Consider the following 22,123-nt stretch of genomic DNA (forward strand, 5'->3'; position numbering starts at 1 on the left):
CGTGCTCGGGTTTTGTGTCTAAGATCGGGCGACGAAAATGATAACCATTTTCCTTACTATGGCGCTGGATGTCCGTCCCGGATGGCCGTACCGGCGAGAACCCGCGCAAATCCGAGAGCCCGACCCGAGGGGTGTTCATCCGTGAGTGACGAGCAGTCCGTCATCGAGTACGCGCCGGACCATCCCGAGTCGCCACCACCCACCGGAGCAGTGGACGACGTGCGCGCCGCGGTGGCCGAGGCGCTGAAACTGCCCGCGGAGGAGATCGGTGAGGAGCGCGACCTCTTCGAGATCGGCCTCGACTCCCTCGCCCTGATGGGGCTCGTCGGCGCCTGGCGCAGCGAGGGCAGCGCCGTCACCTTCCAGGACCTGGTCGAGGAACCGACGCTCAGCGCCTGGTCGGCCCTGCTGAGGCGGAGATCGCCGCGGCCCGAATCACCTGGGCCCGTTCCGGCGCCCGCCGCCGAGCCGGCCTCCGAGGACGACGAGAAGACGCCGTTCCCTCTGGCGACCATGCAGCACGCCTACTGGATCGGCCGGCAGGACGGTCAGCCCCTCGGCGGGGTCGCCGCCCACTTCTACGTCGAACTCGACGGCGCGGGCGTCGACCCCGGACGGCTCGGCGTCGCCCTGCGGGCCCTGACCGAACGCCACGGCATGCTGCGGGCCCGGTTCGACGACGACGGCCGTCAGCACGTCGGCGACGCCACGGGCGGCCTCATGGTCCACGACCTGCGGGATCAGGAGCCGGACGACGTGGCGCGGACGCTGGAAAGCCTGCGCGAGCGGCAGACCCACGGCCGGCTCGACATCGCCGCCGGACAGGTGTTCCAGGTCTCCCTGTGCCTGCTGCCCGGCGGGCGCACCCGGCTCCAGCTCGACCTGGACATGATGGCCGGGGACGCCATGAGCCTGCGCGTTCTGCTCGCGGACCTGCGCCGGCTCTACGAGAACCCCGGCGAGCCGCTGCCCGCCCTGAGCCTCGACTACCGGCGATACCTCGCCGAACGCCCCCGGAGGCGGGGCGGCGAACGCGAGCGCGCCGCCCGATGGTGGCGGGAGCTGCTTCCCGAGCTTCCGCGGGCGCCCCGGCTGCCGACGACCGTCGACCCGCTGCGGCCGGTGTCGGCCGCCGACTCCGTGCTCACCCACTCGCGGCGGCTGCACTACTGGCTCGACCCCGACGCCAAGGCCGCGCTCTACTCCCGGGCGCGGGAACGGGGCATCACCCCGGCCGCGGTGCTGGCCACCGCGTTCGCCGAGGTCATCGCCGCCTGGAGCGACACCCAGCGCTTCCTGCTCAATCTCCCGCTGTTCGACCGGGAGATGTTCACCCCGGATGTGGCCGGACTCGTCGGCGACTTCAGCGGTTCCATCCTGCTCGACGCCGACCTGCGCGCCGCGCTGCCCTTCGCCGAGCAGGCCCTGCGGCTCCAGGGCGGCCTGCGCGAGGCGATCTCCCACGGCGCCTACGGCGGCGTCGAGGTGCTGCGCGACCTCGCCCGCGCCGAAGGCGGCCCGGTGCTCGCGTCCGTCGTCTACACCAGCGCCATCGGCCTGGGCGAGATCTTCGCCCCCGACGTGCAGGCGAGCTTCGGCCGCCCCGTCTGGATCATCTCCCAGGGGCCTCAGGTCTTCCTCGACGCCCAGGTGACCGAGCTCGACGGCGGCCTCCTGCTCAACTGGGACGTCCGCGACGGCGTTCTCGCCTCCGGCGTGCCGGACGCGGCCTTCGACGCCTACCGCCGCCTGGTCACCGACCTCGTCACCACCGGCGAGGCCTGGCTGCGGCCGTTCGAGCCGATGCCGGCCGATCGCCTGCCGGCGGTCCGCGCCGTCGCCGCGCTGCCGCCGTCTCCGCCGCCGGGCCATGCCGTGCACGTCCCGTTCTTCCGGCTGGCCGACGAGCACCCCACCAGGATCGCCGTCGTGCGGGAGGACGGCTCCACGATGACCTACGGCGAGCTGTCCACCTCGGCGCGCAAGATGGCCGCCCTGCTGCGCCGACACGGTGTGCGGGACGGCGACATCGTGACGGTCACCCTGCCCAAGGGGGCCGACCAGATCACCGCCGTCCTCGGCGTGCTCGCCGCGGGCGCCGCCTACGCGCCCATCGGCGTCGAGCAGCCGGCCGTCCGCCGGGCCCGCATCCACGAGGTGGCCGGCGCGTCCGTCATCATCACCGACGACGCTCACGCGCACCTGTCGGCGGACGTGCCCGGGCTCACCGTCGTCCGGCTCGCCGACGCGGAGGCCGAGGCTCCCGCGAGCGTCGCGCGTCCGGGGCCGGACAGCCCCGCCTACCTGCTGTTCACCTCGGGGTCGACCGGCACCCCCAAGGGGGTGGAGGTCCCGCACCGCGCCATCGTCAACACGGTCGAGGCGATGGGCGCCCAGTTCGATCTCGGCCCCGGCGACGGCACGCTCGCGATCTCGGCCCTCGACTTCGACCTGGCGGCCTACGACATCTTCGCGCCGCTGTCGGCCGGCGGGCGGGTGGTCGCCGTCGGCCAGGAGTACCGGCGCGACGCCCATCACTGGGCCCATCTCGTCCGCGAACATGGCGTCACCATCGTCCAGTGCGTGCCGGCACTCCTGGACCTGCTCCTCGCGGCCGCCGCCGGCCCCGGGCTCGGTGACACGCCGCGCCTGGTCCTGCTCGGCGGCGACTGGGTCGGGCTCGACCAGCCGGCCCGGCTGCGGGCGCTCGTCCCCGGCTGCCGGTTCGTGGCGCTCGGGGGCGTGACCGAGGCCGCCGTCCACTCCACGGTCTTCGAGGTGACGCGGGTCGACCCCTCGTGGCGGTCCATCCCATACGGCGTGCCGTTGCGCGACATGCTGGCCCGTGTCGTGGACGGACGAGGCCGGGACTGCCCCGACCACGTGCCGGGGGAGCTGTGGTTCGGCGGTCGCGGCGTCGCCACCGGGTACCGGGGCGATCCGGAGCGCACCGCGGACCGGTTCGTCGAGCACGACGGCGAACGCTGGTACCGCACCGGCGACCTGGCCCGTTACCGGCCCGACGGCGTTCTGGAGTTCCTCGGCCGCGCGGACCACCAGGTGAAGATCGGCGGGCACCGCATCGAGCTCGGCGAGGTCGAGGCGGCGCTCGAGGAACATCCCGGCGTGCTGCACGCCGTGGCCGCCGTCGTGGAGACGCCCGCCCGCCGTCTCGCCGTCGCGGTGTCGCCGGTGGGCGGCGAGCTGGACCCGGAGGCGTTGCGCGACCGGGCGGCGGAACGGCTGCCCGCCCACATGCTGCCCGATCGCGTCCTGGTGCTGGACACGATGCCGCTCACCGCCAACGGCAAGCTCGACCGCGCGGCCGTCCAGCGGGCCCTGGAGGCCGCCGCCCGGGATCGCAGCGCACGCTCGGAGGAGCCGGCCGGACCGGTGGAGGCCGCGGTCGCGCAGGTGTGGCGCGAGCTCCTGGACGTCCCCCACGTGGGACGCGGCGACGGCTTCTTCGCCCTCGGCGGTGACTCACTGGTCGCCACCCGCGTGATCGGCCGCCTGCGCGTCGCCGGCCTCGCGGGCGCTCGCGTGGCCACGCTGTTCGCCAACCCCGTCCTGCGCGAGTTCTGCGCGCACCTTCGGGACGGGAGCGAGCCCGGCGACGCCGCGCGGGCGGTCGTCACCCCGGATCGCCGTCACGCCCACGACCCGTTCCCGCTCACCGACGTGCAGGCCGCCTATCACACCGGACGCGACCCCGGGTTCGCCCTCGGCGGCGTGGGGACCTGGCACTACAGCGAGTTCGACGGCACGGACGTCGACGTGGAACGGCTCGGCCGGGCCTGGCGCGCCCTCGTCACCCGCCACGACATGCTGCGCGCCGTCATCGAGGACGGCACGCAGACCGTGCTGGAGACCGTGCCCCCGTTCGTGATCGAGTGCGAGGAGGCGGACGCGTCCGGAGCCGCCCACGCCCTCGCGACGCTGCGCGAACGGATGTCCCATCAGGTGCGCGACCCGGCGCGGTGGCCGCTGTTCGACATCGCCGCCGTCCGCTACCCCGGGCCCGCGGGTGAGGCCCGCACCCGCGTCGCCGTCGGTCTCGACTACCTCGTGCTGGACGCGCTGTCCATCACGAACCTCTACGCCGAGCTCAACACGCTCTACGCCGATCCCCAGGCCGAGCTGCCCCCCATCGACCTGTCGTTCCGCGACTACCTCACCCAGCTCCCGCTCGACCCGGCGTCCGTGGATCGGGCCCGGTCCCACTGGGAGAAACGACTGGAGGAGTTGCCGCCCGCTCCCGCGCTGCCGTTCAGCCGGGATCCGGCGCTGCTGGGACCGCCCCGGTTCACCCGCAGGCGACTGCGCCTCGACGCGGCGCGCTGGGGGCGCGTCAGGGACCGGGCGGCGCGCCATGGCCTGACTCCGTCCACCGTCCTGCTCGCGGCGTACGGGGAGGTCCTCACGACCTGGAGCGGCGCCGAGTCGGTCACCGTCACCCTCACGCTGTTCAACCGCCGTGACGTGCACCCGCACGTCCATCGCGTGCTCGGCGACTTCACGTCCCTGTCGCCGGCCGCCTATCACCGGGACGAGGGCGGCTGGCCGGCGGCGGCCTCCGCCCTGCAGCGGCGGCAGGCCGAGGACCTGGACCACCAGGACGTGCCGATCGCGTGGCTGCTGCGGGAGTTCGCCCGCCGCGCCGGCACCGTGGACGCCGCCGCGCCGGTGGTGTTCACCAGCGCGCTCGGCGTCGGTGACGCGGCACTCGCCGACCCCGCCAAGGGGTTCCCGCGGAAGGTATGGGGAATTTCCCAGTCGCCCCAGGTCTGCCTGGACAACCAGGTCACCGAGGAGTCCGGCGAGCTGGTCGTCACGTGGGACGCCGTCGAGGAGGTGTTCGGCGAGGGCGTGCTGGACGCCATGTTCGCCGCCCACACGCGGCTGCTCCACCACCTGGCCGACGGCGACTGGGCGGCGGCCCTTCCCGGCCTGCTTCCGGCGGCCCAGCGGGAACGGCGCGCCGCGGCGGCTCTGGAAGAGCAGGGCATGCCCATCCCGCCGCGGCTGCTCCACGAGGGCTTCTTCGCGCACGCGGCCTTGAGGCCGACGCGGGTCGCCCTGGTCACCGCCGACGGCGCCACCACGTCGTACGGCGCGCTGGCGGACGGGGCGCTGCGCGTCGCCGCCGCCCTCCGCTCGCACGGCGTCCGCGAGGGCGACCTGGTCGCCGTCGCGCTCCCCAAGGGGCCCGACCAGGTCATGGCGGTGCTGGGCGTCCTCGCGGCCGGTGCGGCCTACGTGCCGATCGGCCTCGACCAGCCCGCGGAGCGGCGCGACAGGATGCGGGCCGCCGCGGGGATCCGCCTCACCATCGGGCCGGCCTCGCCAGGGGAGGCCACGCCGCGATCCGCCGGGCACCGGGTGCTGGCCCTCGGCGAGGCGCTGGAGCATTCCCCGCTGGACGGCCCCGCGCGCCCGCCCGCCCACACGCTCGCCTACGTGATCTTCACGTCCGGCTCGACCGGGGAGCCGAAGGGAGTGCGGATCACGCACGCCGCGGCCTGGAACACCGTCTCCGACATCAACGCGCGCCACGGCGTCGGCCCCGCCGACCGGGTGTGCGCGTTGTCCGCGCTGGACTTCGACCTGTCGGTCTACGACGTCTTCGGCCTGCTGTCGGCGGGCGGCTCCCTGCTGATCCCCGGCGACGACCTGCGGCGCGAACCCGCGAAATGGCCCGAGCTCGTGCGCCGGCACGGCGTGACGGTGTGGAACACCGTGCCGGCGCTCCTCGACCTCCTCCTGGAGGCCGAGGAACACGCCCCCACCGGGGCCCTGCGCGGCCTGCGGGCCGCGTTGATCTCCGGCGACTGGATCGGCCTCGACCTGCCGGGCAGGCTGCGCGAGCGCGCGCCCGAGTGCCGTTTCGTCGCCATGGGAGGCGCGACCGAGGCGTCCATCTGGTCCAACACCTTCACCGTGGACGAGGTGGACCCGAGCTGGGCGTCCATCCCCTACGGGCGCCCGCTGACAGGTCAGCGTTACCGGGTCGTCGACGGCGGCGGCCGCGACTGCCCTGACTGGACGGCGGGGGAGCTCTGGATCGGCGGTGCGGGACTCGCCGACGGATACCAGGGCGACCCGCCGCGAACGGCGGAGAAGTTCGTCATGCGGGACGGGGAGCGCTGGTACCGCACGGGAGACCTCGGCCGATACCGCCCGGACGGGCTCATCGAGTTCCTCGGCCGGATGGACACCCAGCTCAAGATCGCCGGGCATCGGATCGAGGCCGGCGAGGTCGAGGCGGTCGCCGAGGCCCACCCGCACGTCACGCGCGCCGCCGTGGTGGCCGTGGGCGAGCGCACCGCCCGGCGGATGGTCGCCTTCGCCGTCGTCCGCGACGACGTGGACGGTGCTGTGGTCGGTGCTGTGAATGGTGCTGTGGACGGTGCTGTGGTCGGTGCTCCGGACGGGCCCGGCTCAGGTGTCCTCGCCGACCGCCTGCACGCCTGGTTCGGTGAGCGCCTGCCCGCGTACGCCGTCCCCTCCCAGGTGCTGACGCTGCCCGCGCTGCCGCTGACGGCCAATGGCAAGGTCGACCGCACCGCCCTGACCGCCCTGGCCCTGCGGGAGGTGCGGTCCACTGCGGCCGAAGCTCCTCAGGGCGAGGTCGAAACCGCTCTGGCCGAGCTGTGGGAGGCCCGGCTGCCCGGCGCGGCCCGGGACCGGAACGCCAACTTCTTCACCATCGGCGGGGACAGCCTGTCCGCGATCCGCCTTCTCACCGCCGTGGAACGGCGGTTCGGGGCCGGCGTCCCGATACGCAGGTTCCTCGCGGCACCGACCATCGCCGCCCTGGGCGCCGAGATCACCAGAACCGTGGCCGCCGACGCGGCCGAGATCGAAAGCGGGGAGCTGTGACCATCACCGAGCTGCTGGCCCGGTACGCACGTGACGGCGTCGACCTGTGGGCGCAGGACGGCCACCTGCGGTTCCGCGCGCCGAAGGGCTACCTGACCGAGGAACGGCGCGCGGAGCTGCGCGCGCACAAGGACGCGATCCTTCGCCAGCTGGCCGAGACGGAGGAGGCCGCCACGCTCCGCCACGACGAGGCCGCACGTCACGACGCCTTTCCCCTGACCAGCGTCCAGGCCGCCTACCTGATCGGCCGCGCCGACGCCTACGCCTACGGCGGCGTCGCCTGCCACGCCTACGTCGAGCTGGACTACCCCGACCTCGACGAGGAGCGCGTCGCCGCGGTCTGGCGCAGCCTCATCGCACGACACGACATGCTGCGCGCGGTCGTGCACGCCGACGGCTACCAGCGGGTCCTGCCCGAGGTACCCGGCCTGGCCGTCACCGTCACGCGCGCGGCCGGCGCGCCGGAGGCCGAGGCGGCCCGCCGGGAGACCCGCGCCAGGATGTCGACGCGCCGGAGCCCGGCCGACCGGTGGCCGCTCTTCGACGCGCACATCACGCGCGGACCAGGTGGGGCCGTCCTGCACCTGTCGTTCGACATGCTCGCCGTCGACCACGCCGGCGTGCGGATCCTCCTGGCCGAGTTCCACGCCCTGTACGAGGGGAGCGCGGGCGAGCCGGCGCCGCTCGCGGTGACCTTTCGCGACGTGGTGCTCGCCCGGCGGGCCCTGGCCGACACCCCCGCCTGCGCCCGCGACCGCGAGTACTGGACCGGGCGGCTGGAGTCTCTCCCGCCCGCTCCGGAACTGCCGCTCGCCGAGCCCTGGGCCGCCGGCGAGCGGCCCGCCGCCGGGCCCGTCGCGTTCCACCGCCTGGAGCGGTCGCTGTCTCCGGCCGCCCGGGAACGCCTGATCCGGCGCGCCGCCGAGCACGGCCTGACCCTGCCGACGGTGCTCCTCACCGCGTACGCCGAGGTCGTCGGCCGTTGGTCGCGCGGCGCCAGGTTCACCCTCAACGTGCCGACGGTCGACCGCCCGCCCCTGCACGAGGACATCGACCGGATCGTCGGCGACTTCACCACGCTCGAACTGCTCGAAGTGGACCTGACCGAGCCCGTCGGCTTCACCGAGCGGGTGCGGGCCGTGAGCGCCCGCCTGCTCGAAGACCTGGAGCACACCCTGTTCACCGGGTCCGACGTGCTGGCCGAGCTGTCCCGCCGCGCCGCCGCGCCGGTGCTGATGCCCGTCGTGTTCACCAGCGCCCTCGGGACGGCCGTACCGGACGGGACAGGGCCGGACGGGACAGGGCCGGAGGTCTCCTACGCGATCACCCAGACCCCGCAGGTGTGGCTGGACTGCCAGGTCATGGAGCGGGGAGAGGCCCTCGTCCTGTCCTGGGACGTCCGCGACGGCGTCCTGCCCGAGGGCCTCGCCGAGGACATGTTCGGCAGCTACGTCGCTCTGGTGGAGCTTCTGGGCGCGGAGGGCGGCGAGGCGCTCGCCGCGTGGACGGCCCCGGCCCGCGTCGAGCCGCCCCCGGCCCAGATCGCCCGGCGGGCCGAGGTCAACGCCACCGAGGGCCCGCTGCCGGACGGGCTGCTCCACGAAGCCTTCCTCGCCCGGGCGCTCGCCGCCCCCGGCGCGACCGCGGTGGAGACGCCGGACCGCACCCTGACCTACGGCCGGCTCCTCGGTCGGGCGGCGGCGGTCGCCGACCGGCTGGCCGCCGCGGGCCTGCGCCCCGGCGAACCGGTGGCCGTGTGGATGGACAAGGGCTGGGAACAGATCGTCGCCGTCCTCGGCACCCTGATGGCGGGGGGCGCCTACCTGCCCGTCGACACCGCGCAGCCCGTGGTCCGCCGCGACGCCATCCTCGCCGACGCCGCCGTGCGGATCGCGCTCACCCAGTCGTGGCTGGCCGAGATCGGCGACCTGCCCGCGGGCGTGTCCGCCGTCGTCGTGGACGGGCTGCCGGAAGGCGCCCCGCCCGATGCCCTGCTCGATGATCTGCCCGCACGCCGCGTGGCGCCCGACGATCTCGCCTACGTCATCTACACCTCCGGCTCCACGGGCACGCCGAAGGGCGTGATGATCAGCCACCGGGCCGCGTTGAACACCGTCGAGGACATCAACCGCCGATACGGCGTCACCGGGGACGACCGCGTGCTCGGCATCGCCGGCCTCGGCTTCGACCTGTCGGTCTACGACATCTTCGGCCCGCTGTCGGCCGGGGGCGTCCTCGTGCTGCCCGACGCGGCACGCCGCGGCGACCCCTCCCACTGGGCCGAGCTCATCTCCGGCCAGGGTGTCACGGTCTGGAACTCGGTGCCCGGCCAGATGCAGATGCTCTGCGACTGGCTGCGCTCCGAGCCCCCGAGCGCCGGCCGGACGCTGCGCCTGGCCATGTTGTCCGGGGACTGGATCCCGGTGGCGCTGCCCGACGAGGCGCGCACGCTCCTCCCCGGCCTGCGGGTCGTCTCCCTCGGCGGCGCCACCGAAGGCTCCATCTGGTCGATCGCCCACCCGATCGGCGAGGTGGACACCGCCAGGCCCAGCATCCCGTACGGCAAGCCCCTGACGAACCAGTACTTCGCCGTGCTCGACCACGCCATGCGGCCCCGGCCCGACTGGGTCACCGGAGAGCTGTACATCGGCGGCGCCGGGGTGGCCATGGGCTACCTCAACGACGACGCCCGTACGGCCGAGCGCTTCGTCACCGACCCGGCCGACGGCGCGCGGATCTACCGCACCGGCGACCTCGGACGTTACCTTCCGGACGGGACCATCGAGTTCCTGGGCCGCGAGGACGCCCAGGTGAAGATCCGCGGCTACCGGATCGAACTGGCCGAGGTGGAGGCCGCCGTGCAGGCGCACCCGGCGGTCGCCGCCGGGGCGGTCGTCGTGGACGACTCGGCCGCCGTGTCGGGCCGGCACGGTGGACGCCGCCTGGCGGCGTTCGTCGAGACCGCGCGCCGCGACCCCGGCGCCTCCGGGTCCCGGGCCGCCGCCGGAGTCCACGAGGCCGCGGCCGGCGCCGTACGGTACGCCTCGGCGGAGGTCGACGCCGAGCGGCTGGCCGCATTCCTGGAGGCGCTCGACGAGGTCGCGCTGTCGGTGATGAGCCGGGTGCTCACCGAGGCCGGGCTGTTCGCCGGCGGCGCCGCGCACACGGCCGAGGAGGTCTGCGCGGCGCTGCGCTCCACCCCCCGTCACCGGCACGTCGTGCGCCGCTGGCTGCGCGTGCTGTCCGGACGGGGCCGCATGGCGCCCGACAACGGAGACAACGGCACCTTCACCCTGCTGCGCGCCGCCTCGGCGGAGGAACTGGACGACGCCTGGAAGCGGGCGGCCGACCTGGAACGCGAGGTGGGCTGGAGCACCGAACTGCTGGAGGTGATGCGCACCTGCGCCGATCGGCTCGCCGACCTGGTGGCCGGCGACGTCGACATCCGCGCGCTGCTCTTCCCCGGGGCCGGCACGGACGCGGCCGACGCGGCCTACCGCGACAACCTGGCCATCCGGCACCTCAACCAGGCCGTCGTGGCCGCCGTCCGGGAGATCGCCGCGGGCCACGCGGGGGAGGAGCGGCTGCGCGTCCTGGAGGTGGGCGGAGGCGTCGGCGGCACGACCGGCGAGCTCGTGCCGGCGCTCGCGGAGTTCGGCGTGGACTACCTGTTCACCGACTCCTCCGCGTTCTTCCTCAACGAGGCGCGGGAACGGTTCGCCGACCACCCCTGGGTGCGCTACGAACGCTTCGACGTCGACGAGGACATCCGCGCACAGGGGTTCGTGCCGAACTCCTTCGACGTCGTGGTGTGCGCCAACACGCTCCACGCGGCGTCCGACGCGGAGACGGCGATGTCCCGGCTGCGTGAGCTGCTGGTCCCCGGAGGCCATCTGGTGTTCGTCGAGAACACCAAGGACGACCACGCGCCGCTGCTGGTGTCCATGGAGTTCCTGGAGGTCGCCGGGCGCGCCTGGACGGACCTTCGCGCGCACACCGGGCAGTCCTTCCTCACCACCTCCCAGTGGCGAGAGGTGCTGGCCCGTCACGGCGCCGCGGACGTCCTCACACTCCCCGAACCGGGCGACCCGCTGGCCGCGACCGGCCAGGAGCTGTTCCTCGCCCGGATGAAGACCGACCGCGTCCACACGACCATCGGCGAACTCGCCCGCGGCGCCTCGACCCGGCTGCCCGAGTACATGGCGCCCTCGGTGTGGCAGATCGTCGACGCGCTTCCCCGCACCGCCAACGGCAAGACCGACCGGGCGCTGCTGCGCTCCTGGCTGCCCCGCGAGACCGCCCAGGCCGCCTCGCCCGCCGACGACCGGCCGATGGACGAGCTGGAGAGCAGGCTCGCCGAGCTGTGGGCGGAACTGCTCGCGACGGAGCACGTCGGCCGCGGCGACGACTTCTTCGCGCTGGGCGGGGACTCCCTGCTCGTCGCCCGCATGGTCGGCCGGCTGCGGGAGCGGATCCCCCAGGCCGCCGAGCTCGAGTGGGAGCTCGTGCTGCGCCACATGCTGAGACGGCCCACGGTGGCCGGGCTCGCCGCGTTCCTGCGCGGCCTGACCGGCGAGACGCCGGCCGCCCGGTCCGAGGGGCCGCGCGACCCGGTCATCCACCTGCACGGCGCGCGCTCGGCCGACGAACCCACCACGGTCCTGGTCCACGCGGGCACCGGGACGATCATGCCTTACCGGGCGCTGATCACCGAGATCAGGCGCCGCTCCCTGGGCGTCGCGAATGTCGTGGGTGTGGAGGTGCCCGAGCTCGACGGCTACCTGGCCGCCCCGCCGGAAGGGCTCATCGAGCGGCTCGCCGCCGACTACGCCCGCGCGCTCGACGCGGGCGGCGGCGGACGGTTCCACGTCGTCGGCTACTGCCTCGGCGGCCTGATCGCGACCGAGGTCGCCCGTAACCTGGCCGAGTCGGGCGCGCGGGTGGAGACCCTGACGGTCATCAGCAGCCACAGCCCCCGATTCCGCCTCGACGACGAGCTGCTGTCGGAGTACGCGTTCGCCGTCATGATGGGCATCGACCCGGCCGACCTGGGTTTCCCCGGAGACCAGTACCGGGTGGCCGCCGCCGCGGACGCCGTCCTGGCCGGCAGCCCCGGTGTCATGCCCGACGGCGGGCTCGCCGCCCTCACCGGTGAGTTCTCCGACGTCGCCGAGCGGTTCCGTGCCCTCGCCCGCATGCCGCGCGCCACCCGCATCGCCCGGATGTGCGACGCGGTGCCCGCGTCCGCCGGGAACTACGAGCCGGACCACATGACCCGGCTGTTCTCCGCCTTCCGCCAGAGCGTCTTCGCCATCACCCGCTACAACGCCGAGCCGTATGCGGGCGACATCACCTTCCTCCGGCACGACGGGGCGTACCCCTTCCCCGGCAGCAAGGCCGCCGTCACCGAGTACTGGGAGGAGCTGACCCTCGGCGACCTGGACATCATCGACATCGGCGGCGACCACTTCAGCTGCCTGTCGGTCGAACACGCCCCCGCGATCCTGAAGATCCTCGGCGAGCTGACCGGCGGGGCGGTGATCCGATGACGGGGCGGCGTGTCGTAGGAGTGCTGGGCGCCTCCGGAGCGGTGGGCCGGGCCGCCGTGCGCGAACTCCGGGACCTCGGCCACACCGCGCTGCGCCTCGGTGGCCGCCGCGTGGACGCGCTGCGGGAGGTGAACGACTCCGCCGGCGATGTCGTGCGGACGGACGTGGAAGACCCCCGGAGCCTGGCCGCCTTCGCCGGCGGATGCGACGTCGTCCTCAACTGCGCGGGCCCGACCTACCGGCTGAGGGCCACCGTGGCCTCCGCCGCGCTGGCCGCCGGAGCGCACTGCGTCGACGTCGCCGGCGACGACCCCGCGGCGGAGGACCTCCTCGCCGCGGGCGACCCCGCCGAGAACGGCAAGATCGTGGTCCTGTCCGCCGGGGCGCTGCCCGGGCTGTCCTCCATCCTTCCCCGATGGCTCGCCCGGCAGGGCCTGGACGAGGTCTCCGCGCTGACCGCCCACTGCGGCGGGCTGGAGTTCTGCTCCCCGACCGTGGCCGTGGACCTGATGCTCTCCCTCACCTCCGGCGGCGCGGACGGCGCCGCGTACGGAGAGCCGCTGGCCGCCGTCCGCGCCGGGCGCCGGGCCTCCCGGGCGCTGCGGGCCGCCGAGGACGCCGAGGCGCCCGGCTTCCCCGGCCGCGTCGCCGTCCAGCCCTACCTCAGCGGTGAGACCGAACGCCTCGCCGCGCGCCTCGGGCTGGACCGGGTGGACTGGTTCAACGTCCACCCCGGCCCTCAGGTGTACGCCCTGCTGAACCTGCTGCCGGCCCGCCTCGCCGCCGGGGAGGACATGGACGGGCTCGCCCGGCGGCTGATCCTCGCCGCCGAGCTCGACCTCGCCGGGCGCACGCCGTACTACGTGCTCGACTTCCGCATGTCCGGCACCGCGGGCGGGGAGCCCGCGGAGCGCCGCCTGACCGTGCGCACCGCCAGCAGCTACCGGCTCACCGCGGCCGTCGGCGCCCTGGCGGTGGACGCGGTCCTGCGGGGAACCGTGCCGCCCGGCGTGCACTTCGCCTGCGACGTGCTCGACCCCGGCGTCGTCGCCGGACGGATCCGGAGCGGCGGGGCCGCCGACCGGTTCGAGCTGTCCGGCGGGTCGCACGATCTGGTGGAAGAAGGGGTGCTGTGAGCGGGCCGCCTCCCCTGCGCGTGGTCGTCTGCGGCACCAACTTCGGCCGCTTCTACATCCAGGCCGTGCTCGACCACCCCGGATACGTCCTGGCCGGAATCCTCAGCCGGGGCTCCGCCGCCTCCCGCGACCACGCCCGGCGCCTCGGCGTGCCGCACTACACCGACGTCGACCGGCTGCCGGACGACGTCGACGCGGCGTGCGTCGTGGTCGGCTCGTCGATCCAGGGAGGCGAGGGGACCGGTCTGGCCAAGGCCCTGATCGGCCGGGGCGTCCACGTCCTGCAGGAGCACCCCGTCCACCTCGGCGAGCTGACCGAATGCCTGAAGCTCGCCCGCGCCCACAAGGTGCAGTACCGGCTCAACACGCACTACCCGCACGTCGCGCCGGTGCTGTCCTTCATCGAGGCCGCCCGCGCGCTCGCCGCCCGCCAGAAACCCCTGTTCGTGGACGCCGCCACCCCGATCCACCTGATGTACCCGATGGTGGACATCCTCGGCCGGGCGGTGGGCTCCCTGCGCCCGTGGCGGTTCGCCGCCCCGGCCGCCGTGCCCGAGGAACTCGGCTCGCAGCCGTTCCGCGTCCTTCAAGGACTGCTCGGCGGCGTGCCGCTCACCTTGCGCGTCCACCACCAGATGGATCCGGCGGACCGCGACAACCACGCCCTGCACTGGCACCGGGTGTCCCTCGGCACCGAGGGGGGCGTGCTCACGCTCGCCGACACCCACGGGCCGCTGCTGTGGAGCCCGAGGCTGCACGTCGGCCGGGACGCCGACCACCGGTTCGTCCTGGACGGGCCCCGCACCGGGGACCTCGATCACGCCACCACCACGGTCGCCGGTCACACCGGGACGTTCCGCGACGTGTTCGCCCAGATGTGGCCGCGTGCCATCGGCCGCGCGCTCGACGGGCTGCGCGACGCCGTCACGGAGGGCGGGGACACGCTGCGGGCGGCGCAGTACGACCTGGCGGTGTGCCGCATCTGGTCGGACCTGGCCGCGCGGCTCGGACCACCGGAGATCGTCCGGCCCCCCGCCCCGCGCCCGCTCCCCGCCCGCGAGGTGTTCGCCGACCTGCCGCCGGACGACGGAGTACGCGAGGTATTCCGCGACCTGTCGCCGGACGGCGGAGCCCGGGAGCCTTCGGTTGCCGTCGAGGAGCGGGAACCGGCGCCGTCACCGGAACCCCCGGGCGCCGCGGAGGCGGCGGCGCCGTACGCGGCGTCGGCCGAGTTCTTCGACCTCGTCGCCGCCGGGCACACCGCCACCGCGAGCATTCCCGCCATCACCGAGGCGCTCGCCAAGGTGGACCTCTCCGAGGGGCCGGTGGTCGACATCGGCGCCGGCACCGGCCTGGTGACCGAGGCCGTCGCCCGGGCCCGGCCCGACGCGGAGATCCTGGCCTGCGAACCGGTCGCCGGCATGCGGGCCGTGCTCACCAGCCGCGTCTTCAGCGACCCGCACCTTCGCCGGCAGGTGACGATCACCGCCGATGCGGCCCCGGAGCTGGACCTTCCCGACCGGGTCGGCGCCGTCCTGCTGTGCGGCGTCCTCGGCCATCTGGACGAAGAGCGGCGCCGGCGGCTCTGGGAGCGGATCCTGCCGCGCCTGTCTCCCGGCGGTGTCGTCATCGTGGAGCTGATGGGCCTGGAAACGCCGCTGGTCCTTCCCGAAGCCCGGATGGCCACCGCCCGGGCGGGCCGCCACCGTTACGAGTGGTGGTTCTCCGGCGCCCCCGACGGCCCTCCCGACGGCGCTTTCGACGGCCCTCCCGACGGTGCCCCCGAGGGCGCGATGGGCCTGCACACCACCTGGCGGGTCTACCGGGACGGCCACGACACGCCGGTGCGCGAGGTGCGCGACTCCTACCGCTGGATTCCCTTCGGGATGCGGCGGGTGGCCGAGGAGTCCGGGCTCCAGGTGCACGAGCTCCCCACCCGGCCGGGCGCACCGCCTCTGGCGATCCTGACCCGCCGCCCGGCCGCCGGCTCACCCTCTCCGACGACGAAGGACGACCGATGAACCCGCCCACCCCGCCCACCGCCGTACCCGTGCCCGTGCCCAGCGAGCCCGGCGAGCCCGCCGGGTCCGCCGGGTCCGCGGCCGCCCCGGCGTGGGACGCCGCCCGTCCCCAGGGGTTCCCCATGCGCCGGGGCTGCCCCTTCTCCCCGCCCGAGGACTACGCCCGCCTGCGCACCGAGGAGCCCGTGGCCCGGGTCACCCTGCCCACCGGACGCGAGGCCTGGGTGGTCTCCCGCTACGAGGACGTGCGCGAGCTGCTCGCCGACCCGCGGATCAGCGCCGACATCCGCCGTCCCAACTTCCCCGCCCTCGGCGAGGGCGAGCAGGAGGTCGGGGCCAGGCTGCGTCCCTTCATCCGCACCGATGCCCCCGAGCACACCCGTTACCGCCGGATGTTGCTCCCGGAGTTCACCGTCCGCCGGATCCGCGCCATGCGGCCCGCCGTCCAGGCCATCGTGGACGGCCTCCTGGACTCCATGCTCGCGTCCGGAGGGCCCGTCGACTTCGTCCCCGTCTACGCGAACGCGGTCTCCACCTCCGTCATCTGTGAACTCCTCGGCATCCCCAAGGAGAACCTGGAGTTCTTCCGTGACGTCACCCGCGTCTCCGGTTCGCGCGCCAGCACCGCCGAACAGGTCGCCGAGGCCCTCGGCGGACTGTTCGCCCTGATCTCCGACCTGGTGGCGCGGCGCCAGGAGGAGCCGGGCGACGACCTGCTGTCCAAGCTCGTCACCGGCCATCTGCGGACCGGCAACGTCACCTTGCCGGAGCTTCTGTCCACCGTGGGCATCACCATCAACGCCGGGCGTGAGACCAGCACGAACATGATCGCGCTGAGCGCCCTGCTGCTCATCCAGCGCCCGGATCTGGCGGACGAGCTGCGGGCCGACCCCTCGCTCATGCCCGCCGCCGTGGACGAACTGCTGCGGGTGATGTCGATAGCCGATTCGATCCCGCTGCGGGTCGCCGCCCAGGACATCGAGATCTCCGGCACCGTGGTGCCTGCCGACGACGGCGTCATCGGCCTGCTCGCCGCCGCCAACCACGACCCCGAGCAGTTCCCCGACCCGGACCGCGTCGACTTCCACCGTCCGGACAACCATCACGTCGCCTTCGGCTACGGCGTGCACCAGTGCATCGGCCAGCACCTTGCCCGGCTGGAGCTGGAGGTGGCCCTGGAGACGCTGATCCGCCGCGTGCCGACGCTGCGCCTGGCCGTGCCGTACGAGGAGGTCGAGTTCAAGCACGACTCGGCGACCTTCGGCATCGAACGGCTGCCGGTGACCTGGTGAGCGCGCACCCCGCCCTGCCCGTGCCCGCCGCCGGCGGGTACGGCTCGTCATGGCGTTCGAGCCCGTGGATCAGATGCTGGAGCCCGCGTCCGGCGGCCCGGTTCCGTCTGGTCTGCCTGCCGCACGCCGGGGGCGGCGCGAGCGCCTACCGTCCCTGGTTGGCCCTGCTGCCGCCGGAGGTCGAGCTCCTGGCCGTCCAGTACCCGGGCCGGGAGGACCGCTTCCAGGACCCCCTGGTGGACGACATGGAGGAACTGGTCACGCAGATCGCCGACGCCCTCGTGCCGGCGCTCGACCGGCCGTACGCCGTGTTCGGCCACAGCATGGGCTCGGCCGTCGCCTGGGAACTGGCCCACGAGCTGCGCCGCCGGGGCGCCCACGGGCCGCTCTGGCTGTTCGTCTCGGGTCGCGAGGCTCCGGGAACCGCCACGGCCGGAGAGGTCCACCGCCAGACGGACGCGGTGCTGTGCCGGGAGCTGGAGCGGCTCGGCGGCACCAGCCTCGAAGTGCTGGCGGACGACGGCCTGCGACCGGTGGTGCTCGGCTACATCCGCAATGACTACCGCCTCATCGAGACCTACCGTCCGGCGCCCCGCGCGCCGCTGAGCTGCCCGGTCGCGGTCTTCACGGGCGAGTCCGACCCGGAGCTGACACCTGGGAGCGCAGCCCGCGGCGCCGGCGGCTGGGCGGACCTCACCACCGCCCGGACCGAGGTCCGCACCTTCCCGGGCGGCCACTTCTACCTCAACGGGCGGCGCCGGGAGGTCGTCGCGGCGCTGCTGCGGCGGCTGGATCCGTCGCTGGCCGAGAGCGGTCAGAAGTGGCCGAGCACCCCATGACCGCCAGGCCGTCCTTCCGAGCAGGAGCACTCCCGTGATCGACTACTACTCGACCTCGGCCGAGTTCTACGAGATGGTCGCCACCCGCCACACCGCCAGCAGCGGACCACCGCTGGCCCGTGTGCTCGCCGGCGTCGACGTCTCGCACGGTCCCGTGCTGGAGATCGGCGCCGGAACCGGCCGGATCACCGAGGTCATCGCGTCCGCGCTTCCGGACGCGGAGATCATCGCCGCCGAGCCGTCCGCCGCCATGCGCGCCATGCTCACCTCGCGAGTGGCCCGCGACCCCGACCTGCGCCGCCGTGTCACCGTCGTCGACCACTCGGCGCAGGACCTGGAGCCGCCCGAACGGCTCTCGGCGGTCGTGATCTTCGGGGTGGCGGGGCACCTCACCCCCGCTGAGCGGGGCTCGCTGTGGCGGCGGCTGTCCGGCAGGCTGCCCGACGGCGGCCTCATCATCGTCGAGCTCATGGGCGTCTCCTCGCCGCGTGTCATCCCGCCCGTGATGTCACTGCGGGAGACCATCGGCCGCCAGACCTACGAATGGTGGATCGGCGGCGAGCCCGCGCAGGGCGACGCCATGCGGTTCACCACCACCTGGAAGGTGCTCCGGGACGGCCGAACCGTGCGCGAGGTCGCCGACGACTACATCTGGCACACCTTCGACGTCGCCCGTCTCGCCCGTGAGTCCGGAATGACCAGCCGCCGCATCACCGAGGCGGCCGGGCAGGCGATTCCCGAGATCGGAGTTCTCGTCAAGTGATGCGCAATTCCTCACATCCCTCCCATCCGGTCGCGCAGCCACCCCCCGCGCCGGACTCCCCGGACACCCCGCCGCCTCCGTTGCGCGGCATCCTCCGCCAGGTCCGGGGCCGCCTCACAACGGCCGTCGTCCTCCAGGCCGCGGCGGCGCTGGCCGGAGTCACGCCCTTCGTCGCCGTGGCGCGGATCGCCGCCCACCTCACCGGCGGCTCCCGCCCCCAGGCCGGAGACCTCTGGCCTCTGGTCACCGTGGCCTGCGTCTCCGGGCTCGCCGCCCTCGCGCTGGGCTCGGCGGCGGGTTTCGTCAGCCACATCGCCGACAACGACCTGCAACTCACCCTCCGCCGGCGGCTCGCCGATCACGCCGGACGGTTGCCGCTGGGCTGGATCAGCGCCGGAGGCGCGAGCCAGATCAAGCGGGCCGTACAGGACGACGTGCGCGCTCTCCACACACTCGTCGCCCACACCCTGCTCGATGTCACGGCCCTGTTCGTCGCGCCCGCCGCGGCGCTGGTGTACCTGTTCACCGTCGACTGGCGGCTCGCGCTGCTGAGCATCGTGCCGCTCGCCGCCGGCGCGTACCTCTTCGGCCGGGCCATGTCCGGCGCGGCGGCCCAGATGGCCGAGTACGGCGCGACCCTCGGCCGGATCTCCTCGACCGCCGTCGAGTTCGTCACCGGCATCGCCGTGCTGAAGACCTTCGGTCGTGGACGCAGGGTCCACGACCGGTTGCTGGCGGCCACCGACGGCTTCTCCGACTTCTTCACCAGGTGGGTCCGGACCACGCTGGTCACCTCCACCGGAGCTCTGCTGGTCGTCTCCCCGGTGCTCGTGCTGCTCCTACTGGCAGCCGCGGGGACCGCGCTCGTGGCCGGCGGATGGACGACCGGCGCGGACCTCATCCCCTTCATGCTGCTGGGGCCCGCCGTCGCCGCCCCGATGAGCGTGGTCGGCACCCGCGTCCAGCAGATCAGGGCCGGACAGGCTGCGGCGGCCCGGATCTCCGCGCTGCTCGGCATGCCGGCCCTGCCGCAGACCGAGGCGCCCCTCACCCCGCAGGGGTTCCGCGTGTCGGTGCGCGGGGTCTCCTTCTCCTATGACGGGCACACCGACGTGCTGAGCGGCGTCGACCTCGACCTCGAACCGGGCACGATCACCGCGCTCGTCGGGCCCTCCGGATCGGGGAAGTCCACCCTCGCCTCCCTGCTGCTCCGTTTCCAGGACGTCACGGCCGGGGCGGTGACCATCGGGGGCATCGACGTCCGCGACATGTCATCCGCCTGCCTCTATCAGAATGTCGGCTTCGTCCTCCAGGACGTGCGGCTGCTGCGTGCCTCCGTCGCCGACAACATCCGTCTCGGCCGGCCCACGGCCACCGACGAGGAGATCGAACGGGCCGCGCGTGCCGCCCAGATCCACGACAGGATCGCCGCGCTGCCCGACGGCTACGCCACCGAGGTCGGCACCGGGGTCACCTTCTCCGGCGGGGAGGCGCAGCGCGTGTCCATCGCCCGCGCCTTGCTGGCCGACGCGCCCGTCCTCGTCCTGGACGAGGCGACGGCGCATGCCGACCCCTACTCCGAGGCGCTGATCCAGGCCGCGCTGTCGACGCTGGCCGCCGGCCGGACGGTCCTCGTCATCGCGCACCGGCTGCCCACGATCCGCCACGCCGACCAGATCGTCGTGCTCGACGGCGGGCGCGTCGCCGAGCGGGGCGGCCACCGGGAACTGCTGGCCGCGGGCGGGCGCTACGCCACCTTGTGGAAGGCACAGTCCACCGGGCGAGACGAGACGCGTGAAGAGGCAGCCGTCCCGGCTCCGGCCGTCCTCGGCCGATCCGACGACCCGACGATCCGCGAGAGGGAACCCCGCGATGATTCGTGATCTTCACCGCGTGCTCGGATCCGAAGGATCGGGGCCGCTGAACCGTCTTCTCGCCGTGCAGGCCGGTGCCGCCGTCCTCCAGGGCGTCGCCTTCGCCCTCCTGGTGCCGCTCCTGCGGGCCCTGCTCGATGACGTCTCCGGCGACGTCCGGCCGTGGCTCACCGCCCTCGTGATCTGTTCGCTCGGATACGCGATCCTGCAGGCGATCGGTCTCAGCCAAGGCTTCACCGCGGGTTCCCGGCTGTCCCGCGTACTGCACCGGCGCCTCGCCGGGCACGCCCTGGACCTGCCTCTCGGCTGGTTCACCGCCGGGCGGGCCGCGGAGTTCGGCCGGCTCGCCGGGCAGGACGTCATCCAGGTGATGAACATGCCGGCCCACCTGCTGCGCCCGCTGGTCACCTCGGTGCTGACTCCGGTCACCATCGTCGTCGCGTGCCTCTTCCTCGACACGCGGGTCGCGCTCGTGCTGGTGCTGTGCGCGCCCGTGCTGCTGGCCGTCCACGTGTGGAGCACCTCCGTGGTGCGCAGGCTGGACGACGGCCGCGACGGCGCGATCGCGGAGTCGGCCGACCGCGTCCTGGAGTTCGTGCGGAACCAGCCGGTGCTGCGCGCGTTCGGCAGGACGGCCGAGGGCTATGGCGCGCTCGACGACGCGCTGGTGGGGCAGGCCCGGGGGGACCGCCTGCTCATCCAACGCGGAACCCCGGGTCTGGTGTCCTTCGCCTTCGCCGCCCGGATGGTCTTCGCACTGCTGCTGGCCCTGACGGTGTCATGGACGCTGGACGGCTCCCTGGACGTCGCGACCATGCCCGCCTTGCTGGTGCTCGTCGGCAGGCTCACCGACAGCGTGTCCACCGCGGCCGACCTCGGTGCGGGGATGCGGATCGCACGGGGCAGCCTCCAGCGGCTGCGCGCTCTGCTGGACACGCGCCCGTTTCCCCGGCCCGCCGACCCCCGGCCGCCCGGCGGGGCCGACGTGGAGTTCGATCAGGTGAGCTTCGACTACCCGCGGAGCACGCCGGTGGGGATGGGGCGGGGGACGTTGCTCGCCGACGTGAGCTTCCGCATCCCCGAACGCAGCATGACCGCGCTCATCGGCCCGTCCGGAGCCGGGAAGACCACGGTCGCCCGCCTGCTCGCCCGCTTCTGGGACACGACCGGCGGCGTCGTGCACGTCGGCGGCGTCGACGTGCGGGACATCTCTCCCGAGGTTCTCGCCGCGTCGGTCTCGATCGTCTTCCAGGACGTCTACCTCTTCGAGGGCACGATCGAGGACAACGTGCGCATCGGCGACCCGGAGGCGAGCGAGGACGCGCTCCACCGGGCGGCGGCCCTCGCCGGACTGGACCAGGTGGTCCGGACGCTGTCCGACGGCTGGTCGACCGTGGTCGGAGAAGGCGGAACCGCCCTGTCCGGCGGCCAGCGTCAGCGTGTCGCCATCGCCCGGGCCCTCCTCAAGGACGCGCCGATCCTCGTGCTCGACGAGGCGACCGCCGCGCTCGACCAGGAGAGCGAGGCCGCGCTGACCTCGACCGTGCGGGCGCTGGCCGCGGACAAGACGCTGCTGGTCATCACACACCGGCTCAGCACCGTGCTGGCCGCCGAGCAGGTGCTCGTCATGGACGGCGGGCGGATCACCGAACGCGGCACCCACGACGAGCTGATGGCCCTGCGCGGCACCTACGCCACCTTCTGGGACCAGCGCGGCCGGGCCGAGGGATGGCGGCTGGAGCCCGCCCGATGAACCCGTCCACCCCG

General features: G+C 74.0%; 9 protein-coding genes. All 9 read left to right on the top strand.

Annotated features, from left to right (window positions below; all coding sequences use genetic code 11):
- Positions 1–141: 141 nt before the first annotated feature.
- From AB0M95_RS20790 to AB0M95_RS20830, 9 genes are read left to right on the top strand one after another with little or no spacing between them, the layout of a single operon-like run.
- The gene (locus AB0M95_RS20790; protein WP_363766891.1) at positions 142–6,882 is read left to right on the top strand and encodes an amino acid adenylation domain-containing protein; all 6,741 of its coding nucleotides are present in this window, start codon (positions 142–144) and stop codon (positions 6,880–6,882) included.
- Positions 6,879–12,431 (top strand): amino acid adenylation domain-containing protein, encoded by a 5,553-nt coding sequence (locus AB0M95_RS20795; RefSeq protein WP_363766893.1) that lies wholly within the window; start codon positions 6,879–6,881, stop codon positions 12,429–12,431. Before AB0M95_RS20790 ends, AB0M95_RS20795 begins: the two co-directional genes overlap by 4 nt.
- On the top strand, positions 12,428–13,567 hold the full coding sequence (locus AB0M95_RS20800; protein ID WP_363766896.1) for a saccharopine dehydrogenase NADP-binding domain-containing protein: 1,140 nt from the start codon (positions 12,428–12,430) through the stop codon (positions 13,565–13,567). The genes AB0M95_RS20795 and AB0M95_RS20800 overlap by 4 nt, the downstream gene beginning before the upstream one ends.
- A complete protein-coding gene (locus tag AB0M95_RS20805) occupies positions 13,564–15,588 on the top strand; it encodes a Gfo/Idh/MocA family oxidoreductase (RefSeq protein WP_363766899.1) in 2,025 nt (674 codons plus the stop codon). Before AB0M95_RS20800 ends, AB0M95_RS20805 begins: the two co-directional genes overlap by 4 nt.
- A complete protein-coding gene (locus tag AB0M95_RS20810; protein ID WP_363766902.1) occupies positions 15,585–16,880 on the top strand; it encodes a cytochrome P450 in 1,296 nt (431 codons plus the stop codon). Before AB0M95_RS20805 ends, AB0M95_RS20810 begins: the two co-directional genes overlap by 4 nt.
- Complete coding sequence (locus tag AB0M95_RS20815) at positions 16,877–17,719, top strand: alpha/beta fold hydrolase (protein ID WP_363766905.1); 843 nt, start codon at positions 16,877–16,879, stop codon at positions 17,717–17,719. Before AB0M95_RS20810 ends, AB0M95_RS20815 begins: the two co-directional genes overlap by 4 nt.
- A 34-nt stretch (positions 17,720–17,753) precedes the next feature.
- Positions 17,754–18,482, top strand: a complete 729-nt coding sequence (locus AB0M95_RS20820; protein ID WP_363766908.1) for a class I SAM-dependent methyltransferase — start codon at positions 17,754–17,756, stop codon at positions 18,480–18,482.
- Positions 18,482–20,365, top strand: a complete 1,884-nt coding sequence (locus AB0M95_RS20825; protein ID WP_363766911.1) for an ABC transporter ATP-binding protein — start codon at positions 18,482–18,484, stop codon at positions 20,363–20,365. Before AB0M95_RS20820 ends, AB0M95_RS20825 begins: the two co-directional genes overlap by 1 nt.
- 10 nt (positions 20,366–20,375) lie before the next feature.
- Positions 20,376–22,109, top strand: a complete 1,734-nt coding sequence (locus AB0M95_RS20830; protein WP_363766914.1) for an ABC transporter ATP-binding protein — start codon at positions 20,376–20,378, stop codon at positions 22,107–22,109.
- Positions 22,110–22,123: the final 14 nt, after the last annotated feature.

This window comes from Sphaerisporangium sp. NPDC051017, assembly GCF_040683095.1.
GTDB lineage: Bacteria > Actinomycetota > Actinomycetes > Streptosporangiales > Streptosporangiaceae > Sphaerisporangium.

Bases quoted from the DNA above. Each gene is read 5' to 3' on its own strand.
- AB0M95_RS20825 (WP_363766911.1), top strand. From the start codon at position 18,482: ATGCGCAATTCCTCACATCCCTCCCATCCGGTCGCGCAGCCACCCCCC.
- AB0M95_RS20800 (WP_363766896.1), top strand. From the start codon at position 12,428: ATGACGGGGCGGCGTGTCGTAGGAGTGCTGGGCGCCTCCGGAGCGGTG.
- AB0M95_RS20810 (WP_363766902.1), top strand. From the start codon at position 15,585: ATGAACCCGCCCACCCCGCCCACCGCCGTACCCGTGCCCGTGCCCAGC.